The organism is Dickeya parazeae Ech586 (assembly GCF_000025065.1).
Classification (GTDB): domain Bacteria; phylum Pseudomonadota; class Gammaproteobacteria; order Enterobacterales; family Enterobacteriaceae; genus Dickeya; species Dickeya zeae.
On sequence record NC_013592.1, the window covers coordinates 3246352 to 3272533 of the forward strand.

General features: G+C 50.2%; 22 protein-coding genes and 4 pseudogenes. 12 read left to right on the top strand and 14 right to left on the bottom strand.

All coding sequences use genetic code 11. The features are described 5' to 3' along the window. Positions 1 to 53: 53 nt before the first annotated feature. Positions 54 to 1060, bottom strand: a pseudogene (locus tag DD586_RS14175) (IS3 family transposase); the annotation flags it as partial. 66 nt (positions 1061 to 1126) lie between these two features. On the opposite strand from DD586_RS14175, the gene DD586_RS14185 reads away from it, so the two are divergent. After that, positions 1127 to 2143 carry an IS110 family RNA-guided transposase gene (locus DD586_RS14185; protein WP_012883551.1) on the top strand — a complete coding sequence of 339 codons (1017 nt, stop codon included), beginning with the start codon at positions 1127 to 1129 and terminating at the stop codon, positions 2141 to 2143. Positions 2144 to 2362: 219 nt separating this feature from the next. Here DD586_RS14185 and DD586_RS14190 read toward each other — a convergent pair. The 4 genes and pseudogenes from DD586_RS14190 to DD586_RS14210 all read right to left on the bottom strand — a co-directional run. After that, positions 2363 to 2482 (bottom strand): annotated as a pseudogene (locus DD586_RS14190) (transposase); the annotation flags it as partial. Positions 2483 to 2876: 394 nt separating this feature from the next. Then, a pseudogene (locus DD586_RS21735) lies at positions 2877 to 3917 on the bottom strand (transposase). A gap of 209 nt (positions 3918 to 4126) precedes the next feature. Then, on the bottom strand, positions 4127 to 4594 hold the full coding sequence (locus DD586_RS14205) for a nuclear transport factor 2 family protein (protein ID WP_012885520.1): 468 nt from the start codon (positions 4592 to 4594) through the stop codon (positions 4127 to 4129). A gap of 37 nt (positions 4595 to 4631) precedes the next feature. Further along, positions 4632 to 6152, bottom strand: a complete 1521-nt coding sequence (locus tag DD586_RS14210; RefSeq protein ID WP_012885521.1) for an alpha/beta hydrolase domain-containing protein — start codon at positions 6150 to 6152, stop codon at positions 4632 to 4634. A 197-nt stretch (positions 6153 to 6349) separates the two neighbouring features. On the opposite strand from DD586_RS14210, the pseudogene DD586_RS22300 reads away from it, so the two are divergent. Next, positions 6350 to 6625: pseudogene (locus DD586_RS22300) on the top strand (IS3 family transposase); the annotation flags it as partial. A gap of 252 nt (positions 6626 to 6877) precedes the next feature. On the opposite strand, the gene DD586_RS14215 reads toward DD586_RS22300, so the two are convergent. Continuing rightward, on the bottom strand, positions 6878 to 8116 hold the full coding sequence (locus DD586_RS14215; protein ID WP_228669693.1) for a GGDEF domain-containing protein: 1239 nt from the start codon (positions 8114 to 8116) through the stop codon (positions 6878 to 6880). Between the two features lie 62 nt (positions 8117 to 8178). Continuing rightward, positions 8179 to 8454, bottom strand: a complete 276-nt coding sequence (locus tag DD586_RS22515) for a plasmid SOS inhibition protein A (protein ID WP_157668904.1) — start codon at positions 8452 to 8454, stop codon at positions 8179 to 8181. Between the two features lie 262 nt (positions 8455 to 8716). Between DD586_RS22515 and DD586_RS14220 the strand changes: the two genes are divergently transcribed. The 5 genes from DD586_RS14220 (at position 8717) to DD586_RS14240 (ending at position 12938) form a co-directional block, all read left to right on the top strand. Continuing rightward, on the top strand, positions 8717 to 9379 hold the full coding sequence (locus tag DD586_RS14220) for a DUF3313 domain-containing protein (protein ID WP_012885523.1): 663 nt from the start codon (positions 8717 to 8719) through the stop codon (positions 9377 to 9379). 86 nt (positions 9380 to 9465) lie between these two features. After that, positions 9466 to 10092, top strand: coding sequence for a paraquat-inducible protein A (locus tag DD586_RS14225; protein WP_012885524.1), 627 nt, complete (start codon positions 9466 to 9468; stop codon positions 10090 to 10092). After that, positions 10082 to 10705 (top strand): paraquat-inducible protein A, encoded by a 624-nt coding sequence (locus DD586_RS14230; protein ID WP_012885525.1) that lies wholly within the window; start codon positions 10082 to 10084, stop codon positions 10703 to 10705. Before DD586_RS14225 ends, DD586_RS14230 begins: the two co-directional genes overlap by 11 nt. Next, complete coding sequence (locus DD586_RS14235) at positions 10702 to 12336, top strand: PqiB family protein (protein ID WP_012885526.1); 1635 nt, start codon at positions 10702 to 10704, stop codon at positions 12334 to 12336. Before DD586_RS14230 ends, DD586_RS14235 begins: the two co-directional genes overlap by 4 nt. Then, on the top strand, positions 12333 to 12938 hold the full coding sequence (locus DD586_RS14240; RefSeq protein WP_012885527.1) for a PqiC family protein: 606 nt from the start codon (positions 12333 to 12335) through the stop codon (positions 12936 to 12938). The genes DD586_RS14235 and DD586_RS14240 overlap by 4 nt, the downstream gene beginning before the upstream one ends. 66 nt (positions 12939 to 13004) lie before the next feature. Here the strand turns inward: DD586_RS14240 and DD586_RS14245 are convergent, their stop codons facing one another. The 5 genes from DD586_RS14245 to DD586_RS14260 form a co-directional block, all read right to left on the bottom strand. Then, complete coding sequence (locus DD586_RS14245; RefSeq protein WP_012885528.1) at positions 13005 to 13628, bottom strand: TetR/AcrR family transcriptional regulator; 624 nt, start codon at positions 13626 to 13628, stop codon at positions 13005 to 13007. A 424-nt stretch (positions 13629 to 14052) separates the two neighbouring features. Continuing rightward, positions 14053 to 14259, bottom strand: a complete 207-nt coding sequence (locus DD586_RS14250) for a helix-turn-helix transcriptional regulator (RefSeq protein ID WP_041165037.1) — start codon at positions 14257 to 14259, stop codon at positions 14053 to 14055. Positions 14260 to 14448: 189 nt separating this feature from the next. Continuing rightward, positions 14449 to 14832 (bottom strand): putative zinc ribbon protein, encoded by a 384-nt coding sequence (locus DD586_RS21495; RefSeq protein ID WP_012885530.1) that lies wholly within the window; start codon positions 14830 to 14832, stop codon positions 14449 to 14451. A 9-nt stretch (positions 14833 to 14841) separates the two neighbouring features. After that, the gene (locus DD586_RS14255) at positions 14842 to 15372 is read right to left on the bottom strand and encodes a hypothetical protein (RefSeq protein WP_012885531.1); all 531 of its coding nucleotides are present in this window, start codon (positions 15370 to 15372) and stop codon (positions 14842 to 14844) included. Positions 15373 to 15532: 160 nt separating this feature from the next. Beyond that, positions 15533 to 16168, bottom strand: coding sequence for an inovirus Gp2 family protein (locus DD586_RS14260; RefSeq protein ID WP_012885532.1), 636 nt, complete (start codon positions 16166 to 16168; stop codon positions 15533 to 15535). A gap of 485 nt (positions 16169 to 16653) precedes the next feature. Here DD586_RS14260 and DD586_RS14265 point away from each other — a divergent pair, with 485 nt between their 5' ends. The 5 genes from DD586_RS14265 to DD586_RS14285 all read left to right on the top strand — a co-directional run bounded on the left by DD586_RS14265 (position 16654) and on the right by DD586_RS14285 (position 23574). Continuing rightward, entirely contained in the window at positions 16654 to 17553 is a 900-nt protein-coding gene (locus DD586_RS14265) for a hypothetical protein (RefSeq protein ID WP_012885534.1), read from the top strand. Between the two features lie 82 nt (positions 17554 to 17635). Continuing rightward, positions 17636 to 18511 carry a GTPase family protein gene (locus tag DD586_RS14270; protein WP_012885535.1) on the top strand — a complete coding sequence of 292 codons (876 nt, stop codon included), beginning with the start codon at positions 17636 to 17638 and terminating at the stop codon, positions 18509 to 18511. An 83-nt stretch (positions 18512 to 18594) separates the two neighbouring features. Continuing rightward, positions 18595 to 19416, top strand: coding sequence for a DUF932 domain-containing protein (locus DD586_RS14275; RefSeq protein WP_012885536.1), 822 nt, complete (start codon positions 18595 to 18597; stop codon positions 19414 to 19416). A gap of 263 nt (positions 19417 to 19679) precedes the next feature. Continuing rightward, entirely contained in the window at positions 19680 to 20366 is a 687-nt protein-coding gene (locus tag DD586_RS14280) for a helix-turn-helix transcriptional regulator (protein ID WP_012885537.1), read from the top strand. A gap of 76 nt (positions 20367 to 20442) precedes the next feature. After that, positions 20443 to 23574: an AIDA repeat-containing protein gene (locus DD586_RS14285; RefSeq protein ID WP_041164518.1), complete on the top strand. Its 3132-nt coding sequence runs from the start codon at positions 20443 to 20445 to the stop codon at positions 23572 to 23574. Positions 23575 to 23692: 118 nt separating this feature from the next. On the opposite strand, the gene DD586_RS14290 is transcribed toward DD586_RS14285, so the two are convergent. Together DD586_RS14290 and DD586_RS14295 are read right to left on the bottom strand one after the other, a co-directional pair. Continuing rightward, entirely contained in the window at positions 23693 to 25684 is a 1992-nt protein-coding gene (locus DD586_RS14290; RefSeq protein WP_012885539.1) for a DUF3732 domain-containing protein, read from the bottom strand. Next, the gene (locus DD586_RS14295) at positions 25684 to 26169 is read right to left on the bottom strand and encodes a three component ABC system middle component (RefSeq protein ID WP_012885540.1); all 486 of its coding nucleotides are present in this window, start codon (positions 26167 to 26169) and stop codon (positions 25684 to 25686) included. The genes DD586_RS14290 and DD586_RS14295 overlap by 1 nt, the downstream gene beginning before the upstream one ends. Between the last annotated feature and the right edge of the window lie 13 nt (positions 26170 to 26182).

A 26182-nucleotide genomic window follows, 5' to 3' on the forward strand; every position in this document is an offset into this window, starting at 1 on the left:
TAGCCGGAGGTTTTTCAGATGCACTGACCTGCCCCCAGTATTAGATACAACCGTCAGTTAGTAATGTCGGTTTGTTTATCTTCATATTTTTCATTTCGCCACCGTGCTGCAAACTCTGATGGCGTCTGATAATTCAGTGCCGAATGTGGACGACACTCGTTATAATCCTGCCGCCAGTCATTAATGATTTTCCTGGCGTGAACGATATCGCTGAACCAGTGCTCATTCAGACATTCATCGCGAAATCGTCCGTTAAAGCTCTCAATAAATCCGTTCTGCGTTGGCTTGCCCGGCTGGATTAAGCGCAACTCAACACCATGCTCAAAGGCCCATTGATCCAGTACGCGGCAGGTGAACTCCGGCCCCTGGTCAGTTCTTATTGTCGCCGGATAGCCTCGAAACAGTGCAATGCTGTCCAGTATACGCGTGACCTGAACGCCTGAAATCCCGAATGCTGTGCTAATTGTCAGGCACTCCTTCGTGAAGTCGTCCACACAGGTCAGGCACTTTATCCTGCGACTGGTGGCCAGTGCGTCCATGACGAAATCCATCGACCAGGTCAGGTTGGGCGCTTCCGGGCGGAGCAGCGGCAGACGTTCCGTTGCCAGTCCTTTACGACGTCGTCTGCGTTTTACGCTCAGCCCGCTGAGATGATAAAGACGGTACACGCGCTTGTGATTAACCTGAAGGCTTTTACGGCGCAGTAATTGCCAGATGCGGCGGTAGCCAAAACGCCTGCGCTCCAGTGCCAGCTCAATAATGCGCTCTGATAAATGCGCATCAGCTGCCGGACGCTGAGCCTCATAGCGGCAGGTCGACAGGGACAAACCTGTAAGCCTGCAGGCACGACGTTGCGACAGACCGGTCGCATCACACATAAACTCAACGGCTTCCCGCTTCTGGCCTGTCGTCAGTACTTTCGCCCCAGAGCCACCTGAAGCGCCTCCTTATCCAGCATGGCTTCGGCAAGCAGCTTCTTGAGTCTGGCGTTCTCTTCCTCAAGCGACTTCAGACGCTTAACCTCGGGCACCTCCATACCGCCATACTTCTTGCGCCAGGTAATGGGATGGACTACCTCTTCCCTCTGCGCTTGACTGAACAGAATTCATCCAGCAGGAGTGTGACTATGAACATCGTATTTATGGGCATCGACCTGGCAAAAAATGTTTTCCAGCTTTGCGGATTAAACCAGGCCGGCAAACCGGTTTATACGAAACGCACTGGCCGAAAAGAATTACTCCAGACGCTGGCAAATATTCCAGCCTGTCTGATTGGGATCGAAGCGTCCACCGGGGCATTTTACTGGCAGCGTGAGTTTGAGAAACTGGGGCACAAAGTAAAGGTCATCAGTCCTCAGTATGTAAAACCCTTTGTCCGCGGGCAAAAAAATGACGGTAATGATGCACAGGCTATCGCAGTGGCTCTGATGCAACCGACAATGCAGTTCGTACCGCCAAAAAGCCCGGAACAGCAGGATATCCAGGCTTTACACCGGGCAAGGCAGCGTATTGTTAATCACCGCACTGCGACAGTCTGTCAAATAAGAGGGCTGTTACTTGACCGGGGGATCCCCATTGGCAGTGCTGTCTCCAGAGCTCGCCGGGCTATTCCTCTTATCCTTGAAGATGCAGAAAACGGTCTGAGCCCCCGTATGCGCAGAACAATTGCAGAACTCTATGATCTCTTTAATGATCTCGAGCGTCGGATCCATTTTTTTGATAAGGAAATTGAAACAGTATTCAGACAATCAGAAACCTGTCAGCGTATCGCCAAAGTGAAAGGCATTGGTCCGAAAACGGCCACGGCCGTTGTTGCTGCTATTGGCAAAGGAACTGAATTTAAGAATGGCCGTCACTTTGCTGCATGGCTGGGTCTGGTTCCACGCCAGCACTCGAGTGGCGACAGGCAAGTGCTGATGAATATGACGAAAAAAGGCGACAAGCATCTACGGACACTTTTTATTCATGGCGCCCGCGCTGTCGTCAGGGTTGCCACGAATAACAATGAGGGTTATATGAATCAGTGGGTTAACCAGTTAAAGGAACGGCGCGGATTTAATAAAACGACCGTGGCGGTCGCTAACAAAAACGCGAGAATAATCTGGTCGATGCTGAGAAATGAGACCGAGTATCAGGTAGTGTGAAATTAATACCCTGCCAGCAAAAGTTGCAGCGTACTGAGAAATGGTGACAGGTTGCACCTACACAATCGGAGCCTGATTTTTATACTGGCCCCAGAGGCCGTCCAGTTGTTGAGGCGATTGTGTGCGGATTACCCATTTGGGCACAGATTTTCCTGATGCCGGATAGATGTAAGCAACAACCCAAAACCAGATTCAGTACTTGCAAAACGGAGGTAGTCCATAGATGTAAAAGGTGGCGTCGGAAATGGCGTGCTTACGGCAGAGCTCACGGGCAGAAACCCCGGCTTCAGCCTCGCGGAGGATACTGATGATCTGTTCGTCGGAAAAACGCTTCTTCATGGGGTTGTCCTCATGTGGCTTATGAAGACATTACTAACATCGCGGTGTATTAATCAACGGGGAGCAGGTCAGAAGTATGTTGGAGAAAGGCTTAAATCTGTACTGATCTGACAAGAAAAGGCAAAAAGTGATGAGGCAATCACATCATCGACAGCAGGAAAGGAAAAAACTGTTAGAGCGTTAAAAACCGGCCCCTATGCGAGTCACTTTGTACACTAATGGGGCTGGTCGTTGAATTTTATGCATGACACGTTTTTGATGGCTATTCCATCAACATGATCTACTTTCCTAGCCGAAACAGCGCATTTTTCACCCGCCAGTGAAACAGCGCCAGAGTGGTGCTTCACAGAATGCGCATGGATTTGACCCTATATATCCAGACGCATTTTTTCTCTTAGGGTTGCGATAATTTTCTGCGCATAAATTCCCGCGGCGAACGATATCCCAGCGCGCTGTGCGGATGATGTTCATTGTCATGACTGAACGCTACTGCCAGATTTATTATCGCCATCTGGCTTTCCGGTTTAGGCATGATGCTGATGTAATCCCGCTTTATCATCTTCACGAAGCTTTCTGCTATGCCGTTGCTTTCCGGACTTCGCACAGCTGTCGTGCAAGGTTCCAGTCCCAGCAACCGGACGAACGCCTGCGTTTCATGAGCCGAGTAGGCTGAACCGTTATCCGTCAGCCACTCCAGCGACTCTGTTGGCAACTGTCTTCCAAACCGTTTTTCCACTGCACCCAGCATCACATCCTGCACCGTTTCTTTGTCATAGCCTCCGGTGCTCGCTGCCAGGTCAATGATCACCCTATTACTGCAGACCTGTGCGAAGGTCACCCGCAGCTTTTCGCCATTGTCGCAGCGGAACTCGAAGCCATCTGAGCACCAGCGCCCACACGCGGTGATAACCATACGTCGGCAGGTCAGCCACAGCCGTGTTTATCCGGGATAACACGGAGATATCGTCAGAACGGGACTGCCATCTGCTATCCTGCCAGTCAGGCGGCCGGTGAACTCTGATGCTCAGTTGCGCACGCGATACACCAATACTCCGGCAGACGTCGGTTAGTCGTCGTCCCCGTGCAACAAGGGCGCATGCGCAATCCATTTTTTTGCCCGACCGAACTCCACGGTCTCTTTCAGTATTTCGGCTTCCATCGTCTTTTTGCCCAGAAGGCGCTGGAGCTCGCGGATTTGCTTATTAGCCGCAGCAAGTTCAGAGGCGGGTACGACCTCTTGGCCAGAAGCCACGGCAGTCAGGGAACCGTCTTCATATTGCCTGCGCCATTTGAAAATCTGATTAGGATTGATGCCATGCAGGCGGGCGACATGAGACACGGTCATACCGGGTTCCATAGTCTGCTGAATAATGGCAATTTTTTCCTGCGGTGTACGACGCCGACGCCGCTCAGGTCCCGATAACACTTCAACCATCTTGTTATTCTGACGGGTGTTAAACATAGTTCCAAGACTACCTCTTATTTTAAGAGAGGCGAAGTGTCTGGTGATCTATGGGGCTAATCTACTTGCTGCGTCAATAACACCTGCTAGGATAGGCTCAAACACTCAACATGTTGAATAACACGTCACCATATTACTAGGCCTATCGGTATTGCGATAGGCCCGGCTGTGTATGTGGCGTTCTAGCCTAATTCAGCGATAAGCTCGCTGGTATCACGCCAGTTGAATCGGGCATCGCGTTTAGCAATCAACCATTGCCCGTCTTGGCGCACATACTCGTCCTGATAAATAATTCCGTTCATGTTTTTGTATTGTTTGCCCTGTTGTTCCGATATCAGTGTCACTAAGCAATAGTGAGTTGATGAGGCGCGATCACCATCAATATCTACTACCAGGTGGCCGTTCATGTGGTACATCGTAGTGAAATTGGCGATAAAGCTGGAGAAGACCTCCGCGATCTGCTCACGGCCCTGCATGGAAGCAAACAGCGTGTCGCCAAAATATGTTGTTACCGTTGCATCTTCGGTGAACAGATACATCTGGTTAGCGATATCCATCTGATCGGCCATATTGGCAAACGTATCTACCAGGCGTTTGATAGCCGCCTGATCTTCCAGTTTTTGAATTCTTTGTTCTAGGGTCATAGTCATGGTCTGTTTGCTCCTGATAGTGAATGAAAGAGACTGTTTAGTTTACGGGACAGGCAAAAGTCAGTGCCTGTGCTTGTTCGATTGTCTTATTGGCTTCTTCTGGCAACAGGACACCTTGCCGTACATTTGAAGCGACAACCGCTTTTACCTGTTCAACATAGGTGTCGTGGCTGCCATAACGCTTACAAAGCTCGGCAGCAGTAAAGTCCACATGGTTACCGGATGGCCCACAGAACCAGGGGCCCTTACCGATACCGGCATTACGTGCCAAAGGTGCGTCTTGTGCTGCAGTGCGAATCCCACCAATGATTTGATTATTCGCATTACGGACATATTGAGGAGGTGTCTGGTTATTGACGACAAATCGAGGCATTTTCGCAGGAGCTGGTCCACCTTTAATCCAGGTGTTGAGAGCTTTCAACGCCGCTTTCATCACATCACCATTCGGTACTCGACTGTAAATGGTCGGAGGGGTGCAGGGGCCATTTTTTGCTGTGATCTCAGAAAGACTCATTGCTTTACCCTGGGCGTCGCGGAAAGCCGCATCGCGCTTAATCATCGGGTCAACATAGTTTGCGATTTCATCCAGCGAGAAATGTGAAGCTCCATTAATTTCCCACCAGCGTTGATGGTCGGTATCTGGCTGAGGCGCAGACTTCATTAAGGCAGTGAAGATTTCTGTACCAATCGCGATCGATTTAGCATCGACATCCGATCGTAATGTCGCACTGCGATCGTAGAAGAGGAAACCATCATACACATGGTGCAACGGCTGAATACTATTATAGTAAGTAGAAACTTTGAGTGTGGATTGGGACTCGGCAGCGGCGATCACTTTTTTGACTTTCAACCCACCCAACAGGTCGGTATTACTCGTTTTCGCCAGTGCGCCAACTTGGGAGAAAATATCCCATGCCAGTACATCCCCCCCCTTTGCCATAATGAGAGGATTTTGTGGATCAATCAAACTGCCATCGGCAGGGTCAACATTTGAAGCCGTAACGTTAAGTGCACCATAGCGTGATGGATTCCAGCGCTTCATTGCATCTATACCATTATGTTGTGCACTGACCCCAATCCAGGCATATCCTTCACGCAACATCAGCTCGCGCGTGGCACCAAATACAAAATCGATATCCTGATCCAGTGTCACGTTTAGCCACTCGACGACAACAGTACCGTTGAAACGTGCCGGATCTGCAGGTCGGCGTACCAGCGCTCGGGTGGTATAAGGATTGCTTCCATCAATACGCTGCGCATCCTTCATCGCATCCTTGATGCGGTAACGACCTGCCTGACCTTTGATAAACAGCTCGGATTCAACGAAACCACGTTGCTGCAATGGCTCAACCGTGGCACTCATCGGAGTACCAGTGGCTGGCGGAGTAAGCACTTGCGGAAGGGGCTGCTTGGCCACTCCAGATGTTGCTCCTCCGACACAAGCAGAGAGGACGACGCCAGCCACAGCGACCATTGCCCATTGGCGCAGGTGTCTTGTAACTGACGCGTTGCGGTTAACTTTTAGATTGCAAGCTATCGATGTAAACAATCTGTTCATGATATTTCCTGTCTATGTCCGGTTATGACATAACTTTACTCATTTTATTGACATCCAACTATCCACTAATTAGTTGAATGATTAACAACTAAATGATGTTAATTGATGGGGATAGGAACGTTCAGCGCTGAGGGGACAGGGTGCTCAGAAAAAATTTCCAGGATGATTAATGTACTTATCTGTAAACAGTAGTTACGCGGCGTGATGAGCCAGTGATTGAGGCGGCTGAGCTATAGCCACGGTATGCATTTAATAAACTTTTCCATATACTTCGCAGGCACTGTAACGTCTGGAACCATAAGAGGGCTCACCGGATTTACTGCATGCTGAAACAGAGTTTACGCCGTAAAGTAAAGCAGCGTTTGCCAGTACGTAACCCGTCACAACCAGTGATACCGGAGGTACTTAACTAGAGCTGCTCGATAGACTTTATGCATGATGCTTTGGTCTGCGGCAGACGATTTCTGGCGTACTTTTTAGGAGGCTGTTTTACTGGGGATACGACAGAAACGCGCTCGGGGGATTTTTGCGGTGCGTACAATTAAGGGGGCATGGTAAAGATTCTGAAGCCATGTATGCTCTGAGCCAATTGAATCGTCACGGATAATGCGACGCTATTGTTAATGGGGGGATGGTTAATGGCCGCCAAACTATGTAGAGGTGCTACTAAACTAAAACCAAAAATCAGCTTTTAAGAGCCTTTGTGGTTGTTACAATACAGGCCTTTAATTGTCGGCCAACTCAATTCTGTTTCGTCCGTTTTCCTTTGCCCGGTAGAGCGCCTTGTCGGTTTTTTTTATTAACGACTGCTGGCTTTCCCCAACTTTTCGGAAACCAACCCCGATGCTGACGGAGATACCTTGACCATCATCCAACCTGATGTTTCTGGCATCCCTGCAGATGGCTTCTGCATAACGAATCACCTCATACCGGGAAAGTCCCTCGCCGATCACCGCAAATTCCTCTCCCCCGATACGGAAAACTTTCAGTGCTGTCACACTGATATCCTTCAGCTGATCGCCGAATCTGGACAAAACCTCGTCACCGACATCATGTCCCCTGCTGTCATTGATGTGCTTAAAAAAATCAATATCGATGATCATCATGGACATTTTTTTATTGGTCGTGTTGCTGAGGGTTTCCACAAAATAACGCCTGTTCGGAAGCCGGGTGAGTTCATCATACAGGGCGCTGGTCTGCGCCACTGAAAAACGGGAATTCATCCGCAGGATGATGCGGTAGACGCTAATAACGGTGAGAAGCATTCCAGACAGCTTTAACAAATCTTCGCAGAAGTAGCCTACCCATTGCGGTTGGCTGACTATTTCATCCATCACATCGAATGCACCTGCAGCAATCCAGAGTATAAGGCCGGTAATCGCCCCGCTCAGGGGGCGCCCGTCAACGAAAACACAGGTAACATTCCACAAGGTAAAAATCAGGAGCATCAGGAAGAAAATATCAATATATAACCCCGGACTGGACATGATTTCACGGGATGTGCCCAGCGGGGAACCTGCATTGATGGCCACTATAGCTGCTGCGGTGAGTGCCATGCAGGCTAGGAGAATAACCCCACACCTGAAGCGAACAGATGAAGACTGCAGCATATTGAATTTCCGTAGTGGATTATGTTTATAACCAAGCCCCATCGAGATGGTGTTTCCGTGTATCAGTTTGCGCACCGCACGAGCTTGCTGCGATCGAGACAGTTGACAGGAAAGCAGGTAACTAAAAAGTACATCAGTTAGATAAAGGCGAAAGCCTATTATTACCGCCATAATGGCACATAGGTGTGAACTTTTAAAAGCTTCTTGAAATAGTGTTGTATTGGATGTGGTATCCAGTGTAACGGGTAGTTCTCTTTCATACAGACCGTCAACGACCAGCACAATCTGGTCTCGGTATGCAGCACAGTTGCAGCTCTGCTGATGGCTTTTTAAGGTGATAGCGACAATCGTCACTACACCGGCGTTTGTCCTGGCAACTGTGTTATCCGGTGCTGCTCAGTTTACGTCTGTAGTCATTACGCATGGTTGGGGGATACGACTTCAGTAAACGAAGCCTGCTGTACCTCGTATGAAACTGGAGAGTAACAATGTTCGCTCCGTCTGCATATGAGCCGCTTCGGTTCATTTTCTATATTTTTCAGCCCCACAGCCTTAACTTTCGGGGCTTTGGTTAATCCCGGAACATCTTGCGCAGATTGCATATTTAACCGGAAGTGGCCCGTCAGTTGGTGGATGAGCGTGCAAATCCGAGCGCAAATAGTGCATGGGAACCGACTATCGATTTTTTCCATGAGAGTTCAGGCACAAAATCGCTATATGTCATCATCCACTATTTCCAAATTCCCTCTCTAAATGTGGACATCGACAGTATTTCTAAAACAATCAATGTGCTTCTGAGTCTCATCACAAACGTCTTATCGAACAATTTCGTTGACAGGTTTCAGTAATGCGATCAAAACTAAACTGTACAGTTCACATGTGCGCAAATTTGATGCTTCTTGCTGAGGGCATGGCGGTACGCGCGGCCCCTAGCCAAAACGAAAGGATGTACTCATGAAGATGTTAAGACAGGTCAGTGGGCTGGTGGTCGTCTGTGCTGCTTTACTGCTGGCAGGCTGTGCAGGTAATCAACCGGTGCGCTACAGCAGCATCGACTCGGCTGCAAAGCTTTCTGCAAACACCAATGATAATGCCGAACGCATGCCGTGGCGGTATTCAACTCAGGTCGACTGGCGCAAGTACGACAGCATCATTATTGACCCGGTGAAGATTTATCAGGGTAGCGACGGGCAGTTTGACGACATAGCACAGGCCGACCGGCAGGCTCTTGCCACTCATATGCAGAATGCGTTCAGCAAAGCATTAAGCACACGCTTTAAAACGGTCAGTACACCTGCTATCCGAACTTTGCGCCTGAAACTGACGCTGACGGGTGCAGATACCACGCCACAGGTGGTGGGTACCGTCACCAAGTTCGACCTGGCGGGCGGCCCCTACAACATTGTGCAGTCGGTACGTGGTGGGAGAGGACTGATGAGTGGTTCGGTGGATTACGTCGTTGAAATTTATGACGCCAGCAGTCACGAACTACTGATGGCTTACGTTGCTCACCAGTACCCGAATGCCATGAACATCTCTGCCAGTATCGGCTCGCTGAGTGCTGCTGAGGTGGGTATTGAAAAAGGGGCGGAAGAACTGGCGGAGATGCTCCAGTAGCCGTCTTCACCCTACGTACAGCCGGATGCCTTAACCGGTACCGGCTGTGATTTTCCTCGTGCATTACTTCCTGGTGAACCGGCTTTATGAAGACATTCCCGCATCTGACTATCTGCCCGCATTGCGACAGTGTTTACCAGACGTTGCCCTGCGCGCCGGGCGATATCGCGCTCTGTCAACGGTGCTACGCCGTTTTATGGCATGGTCATCATCGGGTGCCCGGTCATGTGCTCCCCCTGATATTGACGGCGGCCATTACCTTATTCCTCGCCTGTCTCTTTCCGATAATGTCCGTTGAATTTTACGGTATGGCGAATGACATCACTCTCTGGAATGCGGCATGGGCGCTTGCAGCAGATGATAGCAACTCTATGATGGCGGTCTGTACCGTCTTCCTGCTCATTGTCGCGCCTTTTCTGAAGATAACACTGACAGCCTGGCTGCTGAGCTTTGCACATTTCGGGCGTGCGGCACCGGCGTTTGTCTTCATCATGAAAGTACTTAAATCGCTTCATCCCTGGAGCATGGTCGAAGTGGGCGTGCTGGGCTTTCTCGTGGCGGGGATAAAACTCTCGTCACTACTGGACGTTTCTGTGGGACCAGGCGGTTGGGCGCTGGCTATTTCCTGCGTGCTGGTTGTTCTCATCAACAGTCACGATTTACGCCCGCTGTGGGATCTGCTTTCTGTTGGGGAGAAGGGCCGTGACTATTGATGTGCCGTTTGCCCGTGAGATGCGCGTGTGTCGCTGCTCCTTATGTGGGCTGGTGTGTTCCGATGACAGGGCACCCGGTGTGGAGGGTAAATGCCCTCGCTGCCATACGCTGTTGCCCCATCAACCGCATAGCCGTCAACAGCTGAGCTGGGCGCTATTGTTCACCGCGATGATATTCTATGTGCCCGCCAATCTGTTCCCGGTGATGTCCACCACGCTGCTCGGCCAGGGTAGTGACAGCACTATTCTTTCCGGTGTCGTGGCCTTCTGGCGAAGCGGGTCGTGGGGCATCGCGGCGATCATCTTTGTTGCCAGCGTGGTGGTTCCTTGTCTGAAGTTTCTCTCACTGAGTGTGCTGCTGTTCTCAACGAGCCGTAAGAGCCGCTGGGCCAGACGCGAACGAGCCCGGCTGTACCGCGTAATGGAATGGATTGGCTGCTGGTCAATGCTGGATGTCGTGGTGGTAGCCGTGGTGTGTGGCCTGCTCCGGTTTCATAAGCTCAGTGAGGCTGAACCCCGGGCCGGCATTTTTTTCTTCGGCTTTGTGGTCATCCTGACCATGCTCTGCGCGCTGAGTTTTGAACCAAAAACATTATGGGAAGATAAGCAATGATGCGTCCTATTTCGGGTATTCCTCTTTTACATCATGGGCGCTGGCGCAATGCCGTCATCTGGCTACTTCCGATTGTCGCGCTGGTGATTGCGGTATCAATGGTCATCCAGGCGCGCTTATCCGTCGGGCCGGAAGTGGTTATCGCGTTTCGCAGCGCCGCCGGTCTGGAAGCGGGTAAAACTGCCGTGAAATACAAAGATGTCAATGTCGGGCTGGTGAAGGAGATCACCCTCAGCCCCGATAACACGCAGGTACTGGTGCGGGTTTCGCTTGGCAAAAGTGCGCAGAATCTGGCGCGCAGCGACACCCGATTTTGGGTGGTCAGGCCGCGAGTGGGAATGAACGGCGTCAGCGGTATCGATACGCTGCTGTCCGGGGCGTACATAGGCGTGGACAGAGGGCTGTCTGATGAGAGCCAGTACCGGTTCACTGGCCTGGAAACGCCTCCGTCCATCGTTAACGATATGGAAGGCAGCCAGTTTCTGCTGGAAGCGGACGACCTCGGGTCCCTGGATATTAACTCGCCGATTTACTATCGCCGCATCCCGGTCGGGCGGATTACCTCTTATCAGCTACGTAAAGACGGCAAGGGAATCGATCTGGACATCTTTATTGATGCCCCTTACGACCGCCTGGTCACCGCAGACTCACGGTTCTGGAATGTAAGTGGCGTAGATCTTTCCGTGGGCAGCGACGGTTTTCAACTAAAAACCCAGACCGTTGCTGCCATCATGGCCGGGGGGATTGCGTTCTCCACGCCGGAGGGACCTTCTCATGGTGTGCTCTATAAGCAAGCACGTTACAAACTGGCTCCGGATGAAGAGACCGCGATGGCTCCTGCGGACGGCCCACCGGTGCGCTTTCAGTTGCGTTTTGAACACACACTGCATGGCCTGAATGTGGGGGCACCAGTAGAGTTTTCCAGCGTGCGTATTGGGCGTGTTGCCTCCATCGAGCTCGACTACAATGCCGAAGGGTATCGCTTTCCGATTGTGGTGGGCATTGATGTTTATCCTTCGCGAATGGGCAAGGTGCTCGAAAAACTCCCGAAACCAACGGGTGACGTTGACCTCAACACCGCTATTTTCACCCGTGAGATGATCGCTAATGGATTACGGGCGCAGGCCACATCCAGTAGCCTGCTGACAGGGCAATTGTACATCTCTCTCGATTTCATACCGGATGCGCCCAAAGTGAAGTTTGATGTGACAAAACGCCCGGTAGAACTCCCCACCATTAATAGCGGACTGTCCATTCTCCAGGATCAAATCACGGATATCACCCGCAAAATCAATAAAATGCCGCTCGATGAAATTGGGAGCAACATGAATACCTCGCTGGTAGAACTGACTAAAACGCTACGCATGGTCAACGCCCGGACCCTGCCCGCAGCCAACCGCCTGATCCAACAGGCGCAGTTCACAACGCAGGACGTGCAAAATTTGCTGGTAGAAGATTCCCCGCTGATGGTGACTCTCCTGCGGTCTTTACAGGAAGCAACGCGAACGCTGCGGACCGTGCGCAGCCTGACAAACCAACTGGACAGGCACCCGGAATCATTAATACAGGGACGCGCAGCGGATGCGGCACTGGATGACGGTCTTTCACTTAAGCAAGGAGAGCAGCCATGAAAGTCGTTTTATCGCTGATCCTCGGTGTTACCAGTGTGCTGGCCGGGTGTTCCTCACCGCATGTGCGTTACCACACCCTGGTCAGTTATGACTCCGTTTCCCACATGGTTACACCACCTGAGTTTGTGATCGACCTGCTGCCTGTTGGCGTTCCGGCACAACTGGATAGCCAACAGGTGGTGGTTCGCCAGAGCAACAGTCGTATGGTGGTTCTGGATGACGACCGCTGGTTAAGTCCATTAGGTGATGAGTTGCAAACCGCACTGTCTCTGGGCATGACGCAGCAGCTTAACACCGTGGATGTGGCAGGGCTGGCGCGGGATAATCGCAAACCGGTGGTACGAGTGCTGATACAGGTTCGGCGTTTTGACAACTGGCCCGGCAACGCCGTCAGTCTGTACGCTGAGTGGAGTTTATCCATTCAGCAGGAAGGAAAAAACCGGCGGCTGGTGTGCAGAAGCAACATTACACAACCGGTTGCCGGTGATCCTGCGCAGATATTTAGCGCCGGGCAGCAGGTGGTGAAGCGCCTGTCAATCCAGATAGGGCAGGTCGCGACTGACTGGGTGACGAAGGGCAGGGATACGTGTCACCTTAACTGACCTGACGCAGAAAATCCGGGTTTGATGCGGCGAACCCGATTTTTTATACTCTGTTGCACAAGAGAGTTACTCCGTTTTTTTCACTGCACCATTCAGAAAGAGTTGCAGGCCATTGGCGACCATTTCACTGACCTTTTCCTCTGAAAAATCAGGTAGTTCGCGCAGAAAAAACAGGGCCTCAGTTTCCGCTTTGACAAGCGTCGTAAACTGGATGGCTCGGAGCATCGGATTTGCCGGTGCCAGTTCACCCCGTTCCATTGCGGCACTCATTTCCTGCGCCAGCGCCGCCATGCTCTGCCGGATACCGGATTCCAGGAACAGTTGCCCGATATCAGAATGCCCGGCTTCCCCCAGCACCACGCGGTAAATCTGTAATGCCTGGTTGTCGCAGGTCACCACCCGCAGCATATCTTCGCCAAAACGGGTGAGCTTTTGTTCCAGTGTCAGGTGCTGGTATTCCGGTTGTGTTAACCCGTTTGCTGCTTCGGTGAGGAACCGGGCGCTGTAATTGCGCACCACCGTTTCAAACAGCGTTTCTTTTGATGAGAAGTATTTATAGAGCGTGGCCTTGGAGCCACCGGCGCGTCTGGCCACTTCATCCATGGAAGTACGTTCGTACCCAATCTCAAGGAACACCTCAGCGGCGGCAGCCACGATCGCATCACGGCGCGCCTGCGTTAGTACTTTCATGTTGAACCCTTAGCTTGTTAAAAAGTCATGCTTAAACATAACTATACCGTACGGTACTCACGCAATTATGCCACAATAGCAGCCTTAAAGGGGGACGAATATCGCTTGATGAGCAGCGGTAGGTGAGGTTGCAATTTAGTGCATATACTGCAGTTGTCTTGTCCCGGTGATTGAAAAGGTTATGAATGCCAGCTCGGATGTGCGCTAGGGTTTATAAGGCTTATTACAACAGCGTTACCAGACCGGTCAACATTAAAGCCTACTGACGGAATAGGACATCGGTGCTGCGGCAAGCGCTGTCAGCGTGAAGAGTAAGCGTGCGGTTGTTCTTACAACTAAAAAGCATTGATTACATCTTGGCTTTTTAAATCCACATGGGAACATGTCAGAGTGGCTGTTAAAGATAAAAGCACGGGTTATGGTATTAGGCGCGGGAGCGTGTAATACGTTCCTGTAACCAGGCTTCCACTTCGCTTTGCAGCCAGCGTGAGCTACGTCCCAGTTTAATGGGTTTCGGAAACTCCCCGTCTTTGATGAGCTTATAAAACCATTTATCGGTTAATCCCGTCAGGCGAGTAATAAAAGCCATATTGACAAATTGGTCTTCGAGCAAGGTTGGTTTGGTCGTCATCATGAATGTCTCCGGTTGCGTTATGGAAACCGGAGCTCTGTTGATGGTTGTTGCTGTCCTCTCCGGCATAGCAACGGGTCGTCATGTAAAAAATATAAGGGTTGCCTCTGTAGTCGATCTCGTCCGGGCTATAGCTTCTCTAGTATGTGGGTTTAGGCCAGCCTATATGCGGGCTGGCCCTGTTTGTTTTTATCTCGTCTCTTTGCTGTAGATGCCTGTTTTACATAAAGAGCAGAATTTCGTTCCTTCGTAGTGTCGCCCGCACATCGTGCAGTGCCAACGGGTTGCCGTGTGTACTGCTGGTAATTGGTTTAACAGCCTTTTAAACCTTCCCACTCTGTCGGTTCGACCTGATTCCGGGGCCAGGTAAGGGCAGTGCAGGAAACTCACCGGATCTCCGCGCGTGATGTCATGCTCAAACCACGGCGGCGAAGTCAGGGTGGGTAAATGAAATATCAGTGGGCACTTGCAGTGGTGACACGACCAGTGTTGGTTCATGGTGGAATGGACATCCCGGGCTGCGACTGTCGTGCCTTTTTCATCCCGCGCCATATAACATTTTGAAACTGACATGGTGCCCCCTCAGTACGGTCTAATGGCGTGGAGATACGCACCTGTTAGCCTGCTCAGCCCAGGGTGTTTTTCCTGGCTGTCGCAGAGCCACTGTTGCACCCCCTCAGGTTGCAGACAGGGAATACACCATCCAGAGGCATCGCTGTTTTTCACCAGTTCGCACCAGCACAACAGGGTAAGGGACTCCCGCATACCGAAAGCAGTATTTAGCCAGAATGCAGATTTCAGTTGTTTAGCCAGACTTAGCAATCCCAGACGGGCACATTCACTGAGTAATACCCCGGGAAGGAGGGGGTAATCGGCGTATTTTGTAATTTGGGTCTGCTCAGTTGGATTATCTGTAACGGGGGTTTGCGTCACACTCAGCAGAAAGTGGGGAATGACCAGAGATGACGGAAGTCCATTAAGTGGCCTGCAGGTTGTCATCGCCAGTGTATGCCAGCGTTTTATGTCCGGCTGACATAAGCCATGGGCAAGATTCGCCCGGGTAAAATCGTCAAGCCAGGCCTGATAATGGTTAAGTAAGGGTGTCGTTATCATTGTGGAATACCTTAGATTCTGGATTACAGGCAGCCGAAGCACACCGCTCTCAATGGTGCATTCCGTAAACTGCCTGTGAATGGAAAGAAGAAGGCGGCTCTTTGGTTATATTGGCCAGCCATAGCTACTGGTGGTGCTGTGAAAAAGGGGGGGTACGGTGTTAGGATTGGCTGCAACCAAATGACCTCTCTTCTTTGCTGTAATATTTACTGTCCTCTTTTGCAAAATAACTAAGTCGAAACATTAATCTCTGAAATTTTTCATGGAAATCAGGGGCTTTTGCATTAATATAATAAGGTGAATTTTTCAGGAAATGCACTAGCGTACGATATTCTGGATACCCCCCTAAATCTAAGGCGCTTAGCCACGCCTCTTCAATAAATGAGCCGAGATTACCGGCCTTCTGATTAAAATTTCCCAGAGAGTGAAATCTCTGAGTATTTACCAGTAAAGCAACGTGATAATGTATTTTACCATTTTTGCAAACTTCCCTGACCCAAAGGTAACGCAATGTTGTAGGATGTACTCTGATACCATTCTTTTCTTTATGCCTGGTTTGAGCTATTACCTTTTGTCTTATGGAGTTAATAAATCGCGACATTAATCCGTCATCGAGATTCACCAATGCGGAAATCGAATCTCCATTATCTCTGTACTCCGGTAGTCGTAAAATTAGCATCACCACAGTCGTCCTTGGATAATGACTCAGTGATTTGGCTACGACTTGCGTTATCCGATGAATATAGTGTTTATTGAAAGGTGCATGAGCATAATTAAGACTTAATGAGCTAAGCATGTTATCGCCTCTGATACTGTCATGGTTGTATATTCCATAACAAGAGGTACATCTGTTTTTTATTCGCATTGCTTAATGCAAATGGTTATATGATGAATTTGTAAAGATTTAAAAAGAGATACATATGAGATGTATATAATACAAAACATACAGCCTTTTTTTAATGAAAGGCAGAGCTCATGCAGGTTATAACGGTATAAAAACTGTGATATTACTCTGAAGTTAAATGGCAAGTTCGCAAGTTGCTGCACAAGTGCACCGAGGTGAAACTGAGCTACTGTGTAGTGTCCCGCCTTTGCTTCTGGGGGTAAGGTCCTGCTTTCGTTGTTTCAGAGAAAAGGTACATAGCAGGCATGCCTGCTATGGGCTTAGAAAGTAAAATCACCTTTATCCTGTACATATATTCACATGAAAAGTCGTTGACTTTTGTGGTTAGCTCTGCCTTTATGTACATAAAATCACGTAGTGATTCATAGAGGCAAGTTATGGTAAAGCTTATTGAGGATAGAGATGCTGTTCTTTTTTTGTCTAACGCTCTTGCCGCTAAGGGGATTACTTTCCCTCCGGAAGCAACTGAAAGGAATATTCATCGATATCAAAGCAAGGCCAGAGATTTTTTAATTAGGAAAGGGCGTCTTGCTGAAGAGATTGATACCTTTTTTACTCAGACCCTGGAACGGTACAGACAAAGGACCCCTACAGAGAACGAACTTAATTGGTTTATGGATGATCCTCGGGCAAGCTTTTGGCTGATGTGCAAACTGGACCATGCTGATGATATAAATTCTCTGAGTGACCTAATCGTTACCGGTAATAGCTTGCTTGATGAACTCGGAACGAAGAAAAATGACACCCCTCCGAATCATAATCTTCGGGTTGATTACATAAAGGATAAAATCCGTAATCAGGGTGGCATATTAACCCCAAGAGAATATTTGCGCGATCTGAATAATGAATGGGAAGGTAATCTGGGATTTCGGGATATTTTTAAAGATGTCAACAGTCCATCAGGTGTAAGCATTGACTGGCTGATCGGTTATCTGAAAGATAATAATATCACTCTTGCGAACTATCAATGTGGTTCCATTATCGAAGAAAAACTCGCGTATTGTTATGCATCTTATTTTATCTGGTGTGAGCAAAACAGACACGACGGTGTAATTGAAACCAATTTTAAGAATAAGTTCAAAAGTGCTTTCAGTACCCAAAAGGCAAGAGCAAAGAAAAATGCATCCAGGGCCAAACAGCTTAATGTGCATATAGCAGAAGAGTTTTATGACAAAATGAGAGATATTGCCATATCTGAGGGCATCTCAAATGCCCGTGTAATTGAGCATGCAATACAGTTTGCATGGCATAATAAAAAACACCCTCGTTATAAATAAAATCAGACAGATGTTATCAGCATGACTATTCCTGAAAGCGGACTCATCAGAGCCCGCTTTCTTTCCCCTCAAGGAAACCATCATGCAAGAAAACAATGGCTTTACCGTTATTGAACATTCCCTGTCCGCTCTTCCTGTCACCATACGCAGACATATCCTGAACCACATCCGCAAGCTCACCGATTACGAACCCGTCATCGGTATCATCGGTAAAACCGGTGCGGGGAAATCGTCGCTGTGCAATGCCCTTTTTAAGGGTGACGTTTCGGCGGTCAGCGATGTCTCGGCCTGTACCCGTGAACCGTTGCGGCTCCGGATTTCAGTCGGACGGCACAGCCTCACGCTGGTGGATTTGCCCGGTGTCGGGGAAAGCCTCACCCGTGACCGGGAATACCGGCAACTCTATCAGGAGTGGCTCCCCAGGCTGGACCTGGTCCTCTGGGTGATAAAAGCCGATGACCGGGCGCTCTCCATTGATGAGCAATTCTACCGTCAGGTGATTGGTGAAGCACACCGGCACAAGGTGCTGTTTGTGGTTAACCAGGCCGATAAAATTGAACCCTGTCATGAATGGGACTCGCTCACAGGGAGTCCGTCCGCGATGCAGTACCTCAATATCCAGAGCAGACTTATCGATATCGGTAAGCTGTTTTCCCCTGCAGCACCAGTGGTGGCCATCTCCGCCCGGACCGGATGGGGACTGACCGCGATGGCGGAAGCCATGATGAAACATTTACCGGCACAGGCGGGCAGTCCTGTATCCACGCAACTACGTGAGGAGGTTCGTACTGAGCAGGTAAAGTCCCGGGCCCGGTACGGGTTCGGTGAGGCGGTGGGACGCTCACTGGACACAGTGGCCGAAGGCCCCTTTACTCCTGCCCCTGTCAGCACACTGATACGCTGTGTCCGCGATGCGGTCGTGTCTGTGGCCCGCGCCGTGTGGGATTTTTTCTTCTGAGCCGTTAATCCGCTACTTCTCCCTGAGCCCTGTCGCCACCGCGACGGGGCTTTTTTATTTTCACGCTATTTCAGGAGTTCACCATGACCCGTCTGGCCTCGCGCTTTGGCGCAACAAATCTTATCCGCCGTGACCGCCCGCTGACCCGTGAAGAGCTGCTCCGCACGGTACCGAGTGTGTTCAGCGAAGACAAACATGCTTCACGCAGTGACCGTTACACATACATCCCGACCATCACCCTGCTGGATAACCTGCAACAGGAAGGTTTTCGTCCCTTTTTTGCCTGCCAGACGCGGGTACGGGATGAAGGCAAACGTGAGCACACAAAACATATGCTGCGCCTGCGCCGTGAAGGGCACATCACCGGCCATCAGGTGCCGGAAATTATCCTGCTCAACAGCCATGACGGCTCCAGCTCGTATCAGATGCTGCCGGGACTTTTCCGGGCTGTCTGCCAGAACGGCCTTATCTGCGGCGAATCGTTCGGGGAGGTGCGTGTTCCGCACAAGGGGGATGTGGTGGGCAAAGTCATCGAAGGGGCGTATGAGGTGCTGGGCATTTTTGACCGGGTGGAAGAAAAGCGCGAGGCGATGCAGTCGCTGTTGCTGCTGCCCCCGGCACAGGAAGCTCTGGCCCGGGCGGCCATCACCTACCGCTTTGGTGAAGACCACCAGCCGGTGACCGAAGCGCAGGTGCTGTCCCCCCGTCGCTGGCAGGATGAAAGCAGCGACCTGTGGACGACGTACCAGCGGGTGCAGGAGAACCTGATTAAGGGCGGGTTATACGGACGCAATACAAAAGGGAACCGCATGCACACCCGGGCCGTGAAGGGTATCGACGGTGACGTGAAGCTCAACCGGGCACTGTGGGTAATGGCGGAAACACTGCTGGAAAAACTGGGCTGACAGCGGCTCCTGCCGGTGCAGTTTAGGTTAGGGAGAAATTCCGGTCAAATTCAGTCTGTTGCCGGAATGTTATAAACGGACATCTCCTGTCCGTCAGGGGGCCGCCCGGGGGCCTGAAAATGTCCCTGTGCGTGGTCAGCCCGCGTCCTGACTCACTTCCTTTTCCTGAAAAAATAATTCCCGGTGTGTCCATACCCTGTCCTGCCCCCTCTTTAAAGTAATCACATTCATTTCAGTCAGTTAACTGCCACGGAGCGTATCCAATGGTTCAGACAGAACGCCGCCATGACCGGCTGGCTGTCCGGCTCTCCATCATTATCAGCCGTCTGCTTGCCGGGGAGACCCTGAGCGTGCAAAAGCTGGCCGCTGAGTTTGCCGTTTCTCCCCGCACCCTGCGCCGGGATTTTCGCGAACGGCTGATGTACATGGACCTGGAGTACCGCAACGGCATCTGCCGTCTGCGTTCCGGTGTCAGTGGTACGCAGCGTGAGCTGGACATTCTGACGTTTGCCCACCGTTCCGGTCTGGCGGACCTGTTCCCCGGGCTGGACCGGCGTCTGGTCAGTACCCTGCTGGAAAGCGAAGCCTCGCCCTGCCTGGTCTGGCCGGTGCCTTCCGGCAGTTCACCGGCGCTGGCACTGTCTTTTTACCGTCTGATTAAAGCCATAACGGCACGTCAGCAGGTCGGGCTGCAGACGGAATGCCAGCGCACGGAGTATCTGTCACCTTACCGGCTGGTGGCGCAGGAGGGTGCCTGGTATCTGGTGGCGGAACACAACGGACAGCCCGCGGTGTTCAGGCTCGATGACATTCAGGTCGTGCAGCCGACTGCCGAAACGTTCAGATGGAATGAACAGCTGTACCGGCTGTCGGAAAACCCCGGCTTCGTTCAGGCCCTGCCGCATTTTCGCTGTATCCGGCAGTCCCTGGATGTTCTTTCTTCCCCGTAGCTCTGTTTCTTACCGGTCTGCCCCGCATCTGCAGGCGCAGGCCTTTTTTTATCTAAAACTCAATAAGGTTACTCCAGTGAAACGAAACCTGAACACCAGCTACCGGCTGGTATGGAATGATGTTCTGGGTGCATTTGTGGTGGTCTCTGAGCTGGCCACAGCCCGGGGTAAACGCAGCAGCACCGTACTGGCCATTGCCGTGGCCGGGCTGATGAGCACTGCCGCTCTGGCTGCCGGTAATACCACGGTTCCCGCCGGACAGACGGTGGACGGCGCGGTTATCAGCAACCACGACACCCAACAGGTCTGGGGCAGCGCCACCGGCACGGTGGTGAATACCGGCCAGGAATACGGTGATAACGACGATGCGAACACCGGCGGACAGTTTGTGCAGTCCGGTGGCGTGGCAGATAACACCACAGTGAACCGCAACGGCCTGCAGGCGGTCCTGTCCGGTGGCTCCGCCACCCGCACGACGATTAATGCCGGTGGCGGTCAGAGTGTGCACGGACAGGCAACGGACAGCGTGCTGAACGGCGGTGAACAGTGGGTGCAGAGTGGTGGCAGCACCACCGGTACCGTCATCAGTGCCGGGGGGTATCAGCTGGTGAAAAACGGTGCACAGGCCAGCGGCACGGTGGTGAATACCGGGGCAGAAGGCGGACCGGATGCGGAGAACAGTGACGGGATGTTTGTCAGTGGCATCGCAACGGACACACTCATTCATGCAGGCGGACGGCAGATTGTGGCGGCGGGTGGCTCATCGACCGGCACCACTATTCAGGCAGGTGGCGACCAGAGCGTACACGGTCAGGCACAGAGCACCACGCTGGACGGCGGTAATCAGTATGTCCACGCCGGAGCCCTGGCCACCGGTACGACGGTGAATGCCGGGGGCTGGCAGGTGGTACAGCAGTCCGGGACTGCAGACGCCACCACGGTGAACCGTGACGGTAAACTCAGCGTGTCCGCAGGCGGCACCGCCAGTAACGTCACCCTCAATGCCGGTGGTGCACTGGTGACCAGTACGGCGGCCACGGTCTCCGGTATCAACAGTCTCGGCGGTTTTAATGTGGATGCGGCCACGGCCAGCGCCACTAACGTTCTGCTGGAAAACGGTGGTCGTCTCGATGTGCTCTCCGGTGGTTCGGCGGATACCACCACCGTCAGCAATGGCGGTGTGCTGGCGGTGGCCACCGGTGGTGTGGCACAGCATATCGTGATGAATGAGGGCGGTGTGCTGATTGCGGACAGTGGTTCAACAGTCAGCGGGACGAACACTGCGGGTACCTTTGGTATTGATGCGGCTACCGGCAGGGCCAGTAACCTGCATCTCGGTAACGGCAGTATGTTCAGCGTGCGGGCAAACGGCGTGGCGGACAACACCACTGTCAGCAGCGGCGGCACACTGAATGTCAGTCAGGGAGGTATGCTGAGCGGGACCACCACGCTGACGGACAGTGCCACACTCAGCGGCAATGCCATCAGCAATGACCGGGTACAGGTCACCACCGCGACGGGAACAGTGGCACTTATCTCCGGTTCGCTGGGCGGCAGTGGTCAGTTGCTCAAAGACGGTGGCGGAACCCTGACGGTCAGCAACGGCACCCTCACGCAGTCAGCCGTGAACCTGAATCAGGGTTCGCTGATACTGGATAATGCACAGGTCAGCACGGACATCATCGCACAGTCCGGCACGTCACTGACGCTGACCGGCAGTACCGTGATGAGCGGGGCCATTGACCCGACAGATGTCACTCTGGACAGCGGTGCCTCCTGGAATATTGACCGTCATGCCTCTGTGGCTTCCGTGCTCGACACGCTCACTAACGCCGGGGCCATCAGTTTCTCAGCCCCTCAGGGTAACTTTGTGCCTGCCACCCTGACGGTGAAAAATCTCACCGGTCGCGGCGGGAGTATCAGTATGTTTATCCGCCTGGATGACCCGACCTTCCCGACCGACAGGCTGGCGATTGACGGCGGTCAGGCGACCGGGAAAACCTGGCTGAACTTCACCAGCATCGGGAACAGCGGACTGGGCCTGGCCACCACCGGCAACGGTATTAAAGTGGTGGATGCTGTGAACGGGGCTACGACCACCGGTGATGCCTTTGCGCTGGGGCATAAACTGCAGGCCGGGGCCTATAACTACACCCTGAACCACGGTACAACGGATGAAAACTGGTATCTCAGCAGTGAAGCTGTTTACCGGTCCGAAGTCGCCCTCTATGCCTCGCTGTATGCACAGAGTATGGACTATGACCGGGCACTGGCAGGCACATACAGTCAGCGCAGCACGGCGCAGGAAGCCAGAGGGATGTGGGGACGTGTTCAGGGCGGGCATACCGGTCACGGGGACCGCAGCGGTATTGCACAGGGTGCAACGCCTGAAAGCAGCGGCAGCTACGGTTTTGTGCAGCTCGGGGGCGACCTGGTGAACGCGCAGACCGGTCCGGTATCACTGACGGCGGGAATTTACGGTGCGGCAGGTGAGTCCCGTTCAGACGTGAAAAATGATGACCGCTCTGCTGCCGGTACCGCACGAGACACGGTATACAGCCTCGGCGGATACCTGACAGCCGTACACCAGCCATCAGGTTTATGGGCGGATGTGGTGGCGCAGGGGTCACGGCATTCCCTGAAAGCGCAGTCTGATAACAACAACTTCGATACCCATGGACAGGGCTGGCTCGGTTCGCTGGAGACCGGCCTGCCACTGAGTGTCAGCCAGGGGCTGGTACTGGAGCCACAACTGCAGTATGTCTGGCAGGGGCTCAGTCTGAACAACGGTCATGACGATGGTGGTTATGTGGATTTTGGTCACGGCAGCGCACAGCATGTCCGTGCCGGTCTGCGTTTTGGCAACCAGTCTGAAATGACCTTCGGTCAGGGCTCATCCACACTCCCGGGCCATGAGCGCAGTATGAAGCACAGCATCAGCGAGCTGCCGGTAAGCTGGTGGGTCCGGCCGTCGGTGGTCCGGACATTCAGCTCACAGGGCGACCTGAATATGGGAACGGCAACACCAGGCAGTAATGTCACGTTCAGCCCGTCGCAGGACGGTACGTCGGCTGAGTTGCTGGCTGGTCTATCAGCGCAAATCCGGGAAAATGTGACGCTGGGTATTCAGGGTGGCTATACCAGAAGCCTTAGCGGTAACAGTGCTGAGGGTTATAACGGACAGGCCAGTGTGAAAGTTCTATTTTGATATTATAAAAAATATGAGCTATCCCTCCATGGGATAGCTCTGCTAATAATTATTGGTAATTTATGCTTTTTCTATAGGCATCTGAGATTCTGAAAATAGCACGAGTATTAATTGTCAGTTATACCCATTCTTTCGGAATTAGGCCATCTTTTTCAGACTTCCATTGTGCTGCTTCATAGGTATGAGGAACCTCACCCCAAATAGTTTGATCTGCATGTTCAAGAACAATCACCTGAAATTTAAAAGCATTTAACTCTATTGCTGATGAAAGCATCTCAAATATTTTCTTTGTTGCCAAAATGTCATTTTCCCTGGCAGTCATTAATTGATTGTTGCTATTCATTTCATCAAGGATATTTTCCCCGGATGCAGCGCTGGGGAAATACACTTGGCTCGGTTGATCGATAATTAAGAAACTAAATGGAGGGAGGTTTTCATTTCCCGGCGAAGATAAGAACTCATGCAGGGCAAGGAACGTTGAAAGATGATACCCCATCCAGTTGGCACCACTACCGACTTCCCAAAGATATTCACTTTTTGAATATTCGCTTTCTTTGAAGCTCAGTGTTAATTCGTTTTTGTCGAGAAATATCTTGCCTCTACGTTCAAGGTTAAGCATGTCAGAGTATTCCTCTATCAGGCTGTTAATTTTACTATACGTGACACTTTCTTTACTTTTTATATTGGTAGTTTTAAAGTATTCGCTTAAGGGTTCGATTGTTTTTTTTAGCTCTTTAATTTGCTCACTTAAATCACCTGTGTTTTTAATTTTGTCTAAAGATACTAGGTTTTCTTGAATTCTTCCAATTAAAACATATACTTTTTGTAATGAGTCGCTGGTTGATTTGTCTAATCTCTCAAGTTGAATTTTTTGCTTTCTTATTGAGTGCAGTGTTTCTTGATAATCTCTAAGCGTTTTCTTTAGTTTATCTAATTCTTTATCTGCAATTGGTGTGTCAAATAATCCTTCAGATATTGAATTTAATTTTGATATTTTCTTCTCAAGATTATTAATTATATTCGAGGTAATCGTAGTCTTATTACCGCAGGCAATACATTTACCATCTGGTGATAGATTTCTCTTCAGCCATTCGAATCCATTTGTATGATTTTTCTCTGATTTTATTGCATTTGAAAAAGCCTGCCCTTGGGCAAAAAGTTGTTCATAATTTCTTATTTTTAAACGAGTATCATCTATTTTTCTTTGAATTTTTTCGCCTTCAAATATTAGTTTTTTAAGCGCTTCATTAGTGTAAGTATAATTTGGATTAACTAATAAATCGCTAAGCGATCCTTCAGTGTATTTCTTATTTATAAATTGTAGGTCAAGAAGTTTATCCGTACTTTCATTGATATTCTCTTGATTTGCATGTAGAAGGCCTAGTTCGATTGCTTGATACCATAAATGCGATATATCATTTTTCCATCCGGAAAGAGCTTTATTATTTATTTCTTGTTGTCTTAAGAGCGAGTCATGTCGTTTGTAAAGGTCAATTAATTCTTTTTCTTTTATCATGTATTCACGGTCAATTATACCTAGCGCAAATGGCATTACCCTCTTTAATCTTTCTTTATTTTGATAAGAATCAGCTTTGAAGAAAAGTGTATAAGGGTTTGCAACAATATGCTGTGGGAGGAAATTGAATGCTGCCATATCCCGATAAGATGTTCTGCCATCAAAGCCAATTTTTTCTTTTTCATCATCAATAGCCAAGTTGCTTAGTTTAACCAGTTGATTTAGTGTCTCTTTAAAACTTGAAAAATTATGTGTCGCTTTTTCAATTATTTCTGGTAGTTCACCTTGCAGTCGGGATAGATAAAATTCTTTACCTGCATTTTTTTGATTTGGAGATTTCCTGCAAATAAGGCATTTTGTGCCTTTAATTTCGACTTGTAGTCCAAACCATTCAACCGATTCACGAATTATACCTACGGGGATGGCGCATTTACTTGAACCTAAGCAGTAGTCTACAATCGATATTATTGACGATTTCCCTGTCCCGCTGATACCATGAATGATATTGAGTTTATCTTGTGCAAATTCGATTGTTCTTAGTGCATTTTTAGAATTTACAGGCCAGAGAATTATTTTTTCGATTAAAAATTTCATTATTTTTCACCTAAAATTAAACTAAATATTTCCGCGGTATCTAGCTGAGAAAACCAAAAAGCAATACGCGGAATACATTTTTGCATATCATCAGGTAATTCATTTTTTATATCTTTGGGGATTTTCTTCTTAGTGCATTTGAAATAAATGTTGTGATCAATTTCCAATTTTTCAAGCAATCCAGATGCTACTGCGAGATTGAGACCTTGTAATGTTGCGCCTGAAAAATTTGTTATTCTGTCTTTAATTGAATATTGTATTAAAGGATTATCAACGATTATTGTACTGAGAAGAGTGTTTTTTTTCTTGTTCCTTATTGCGATTCTGGATGTCTCGTGCCAAAGAAGAGGAAGCACTAGTAATAATAAAGCTATGTCAGTGTTTCTATTGTTCAGTGTATTTTTTTCGAACTCTGCTATAAAAGTTGTGAGTAAAAAACAAGCTAACACACTATTGTTTATAATGTTTTTGTCAACATAAAACATAATAAATTACCCC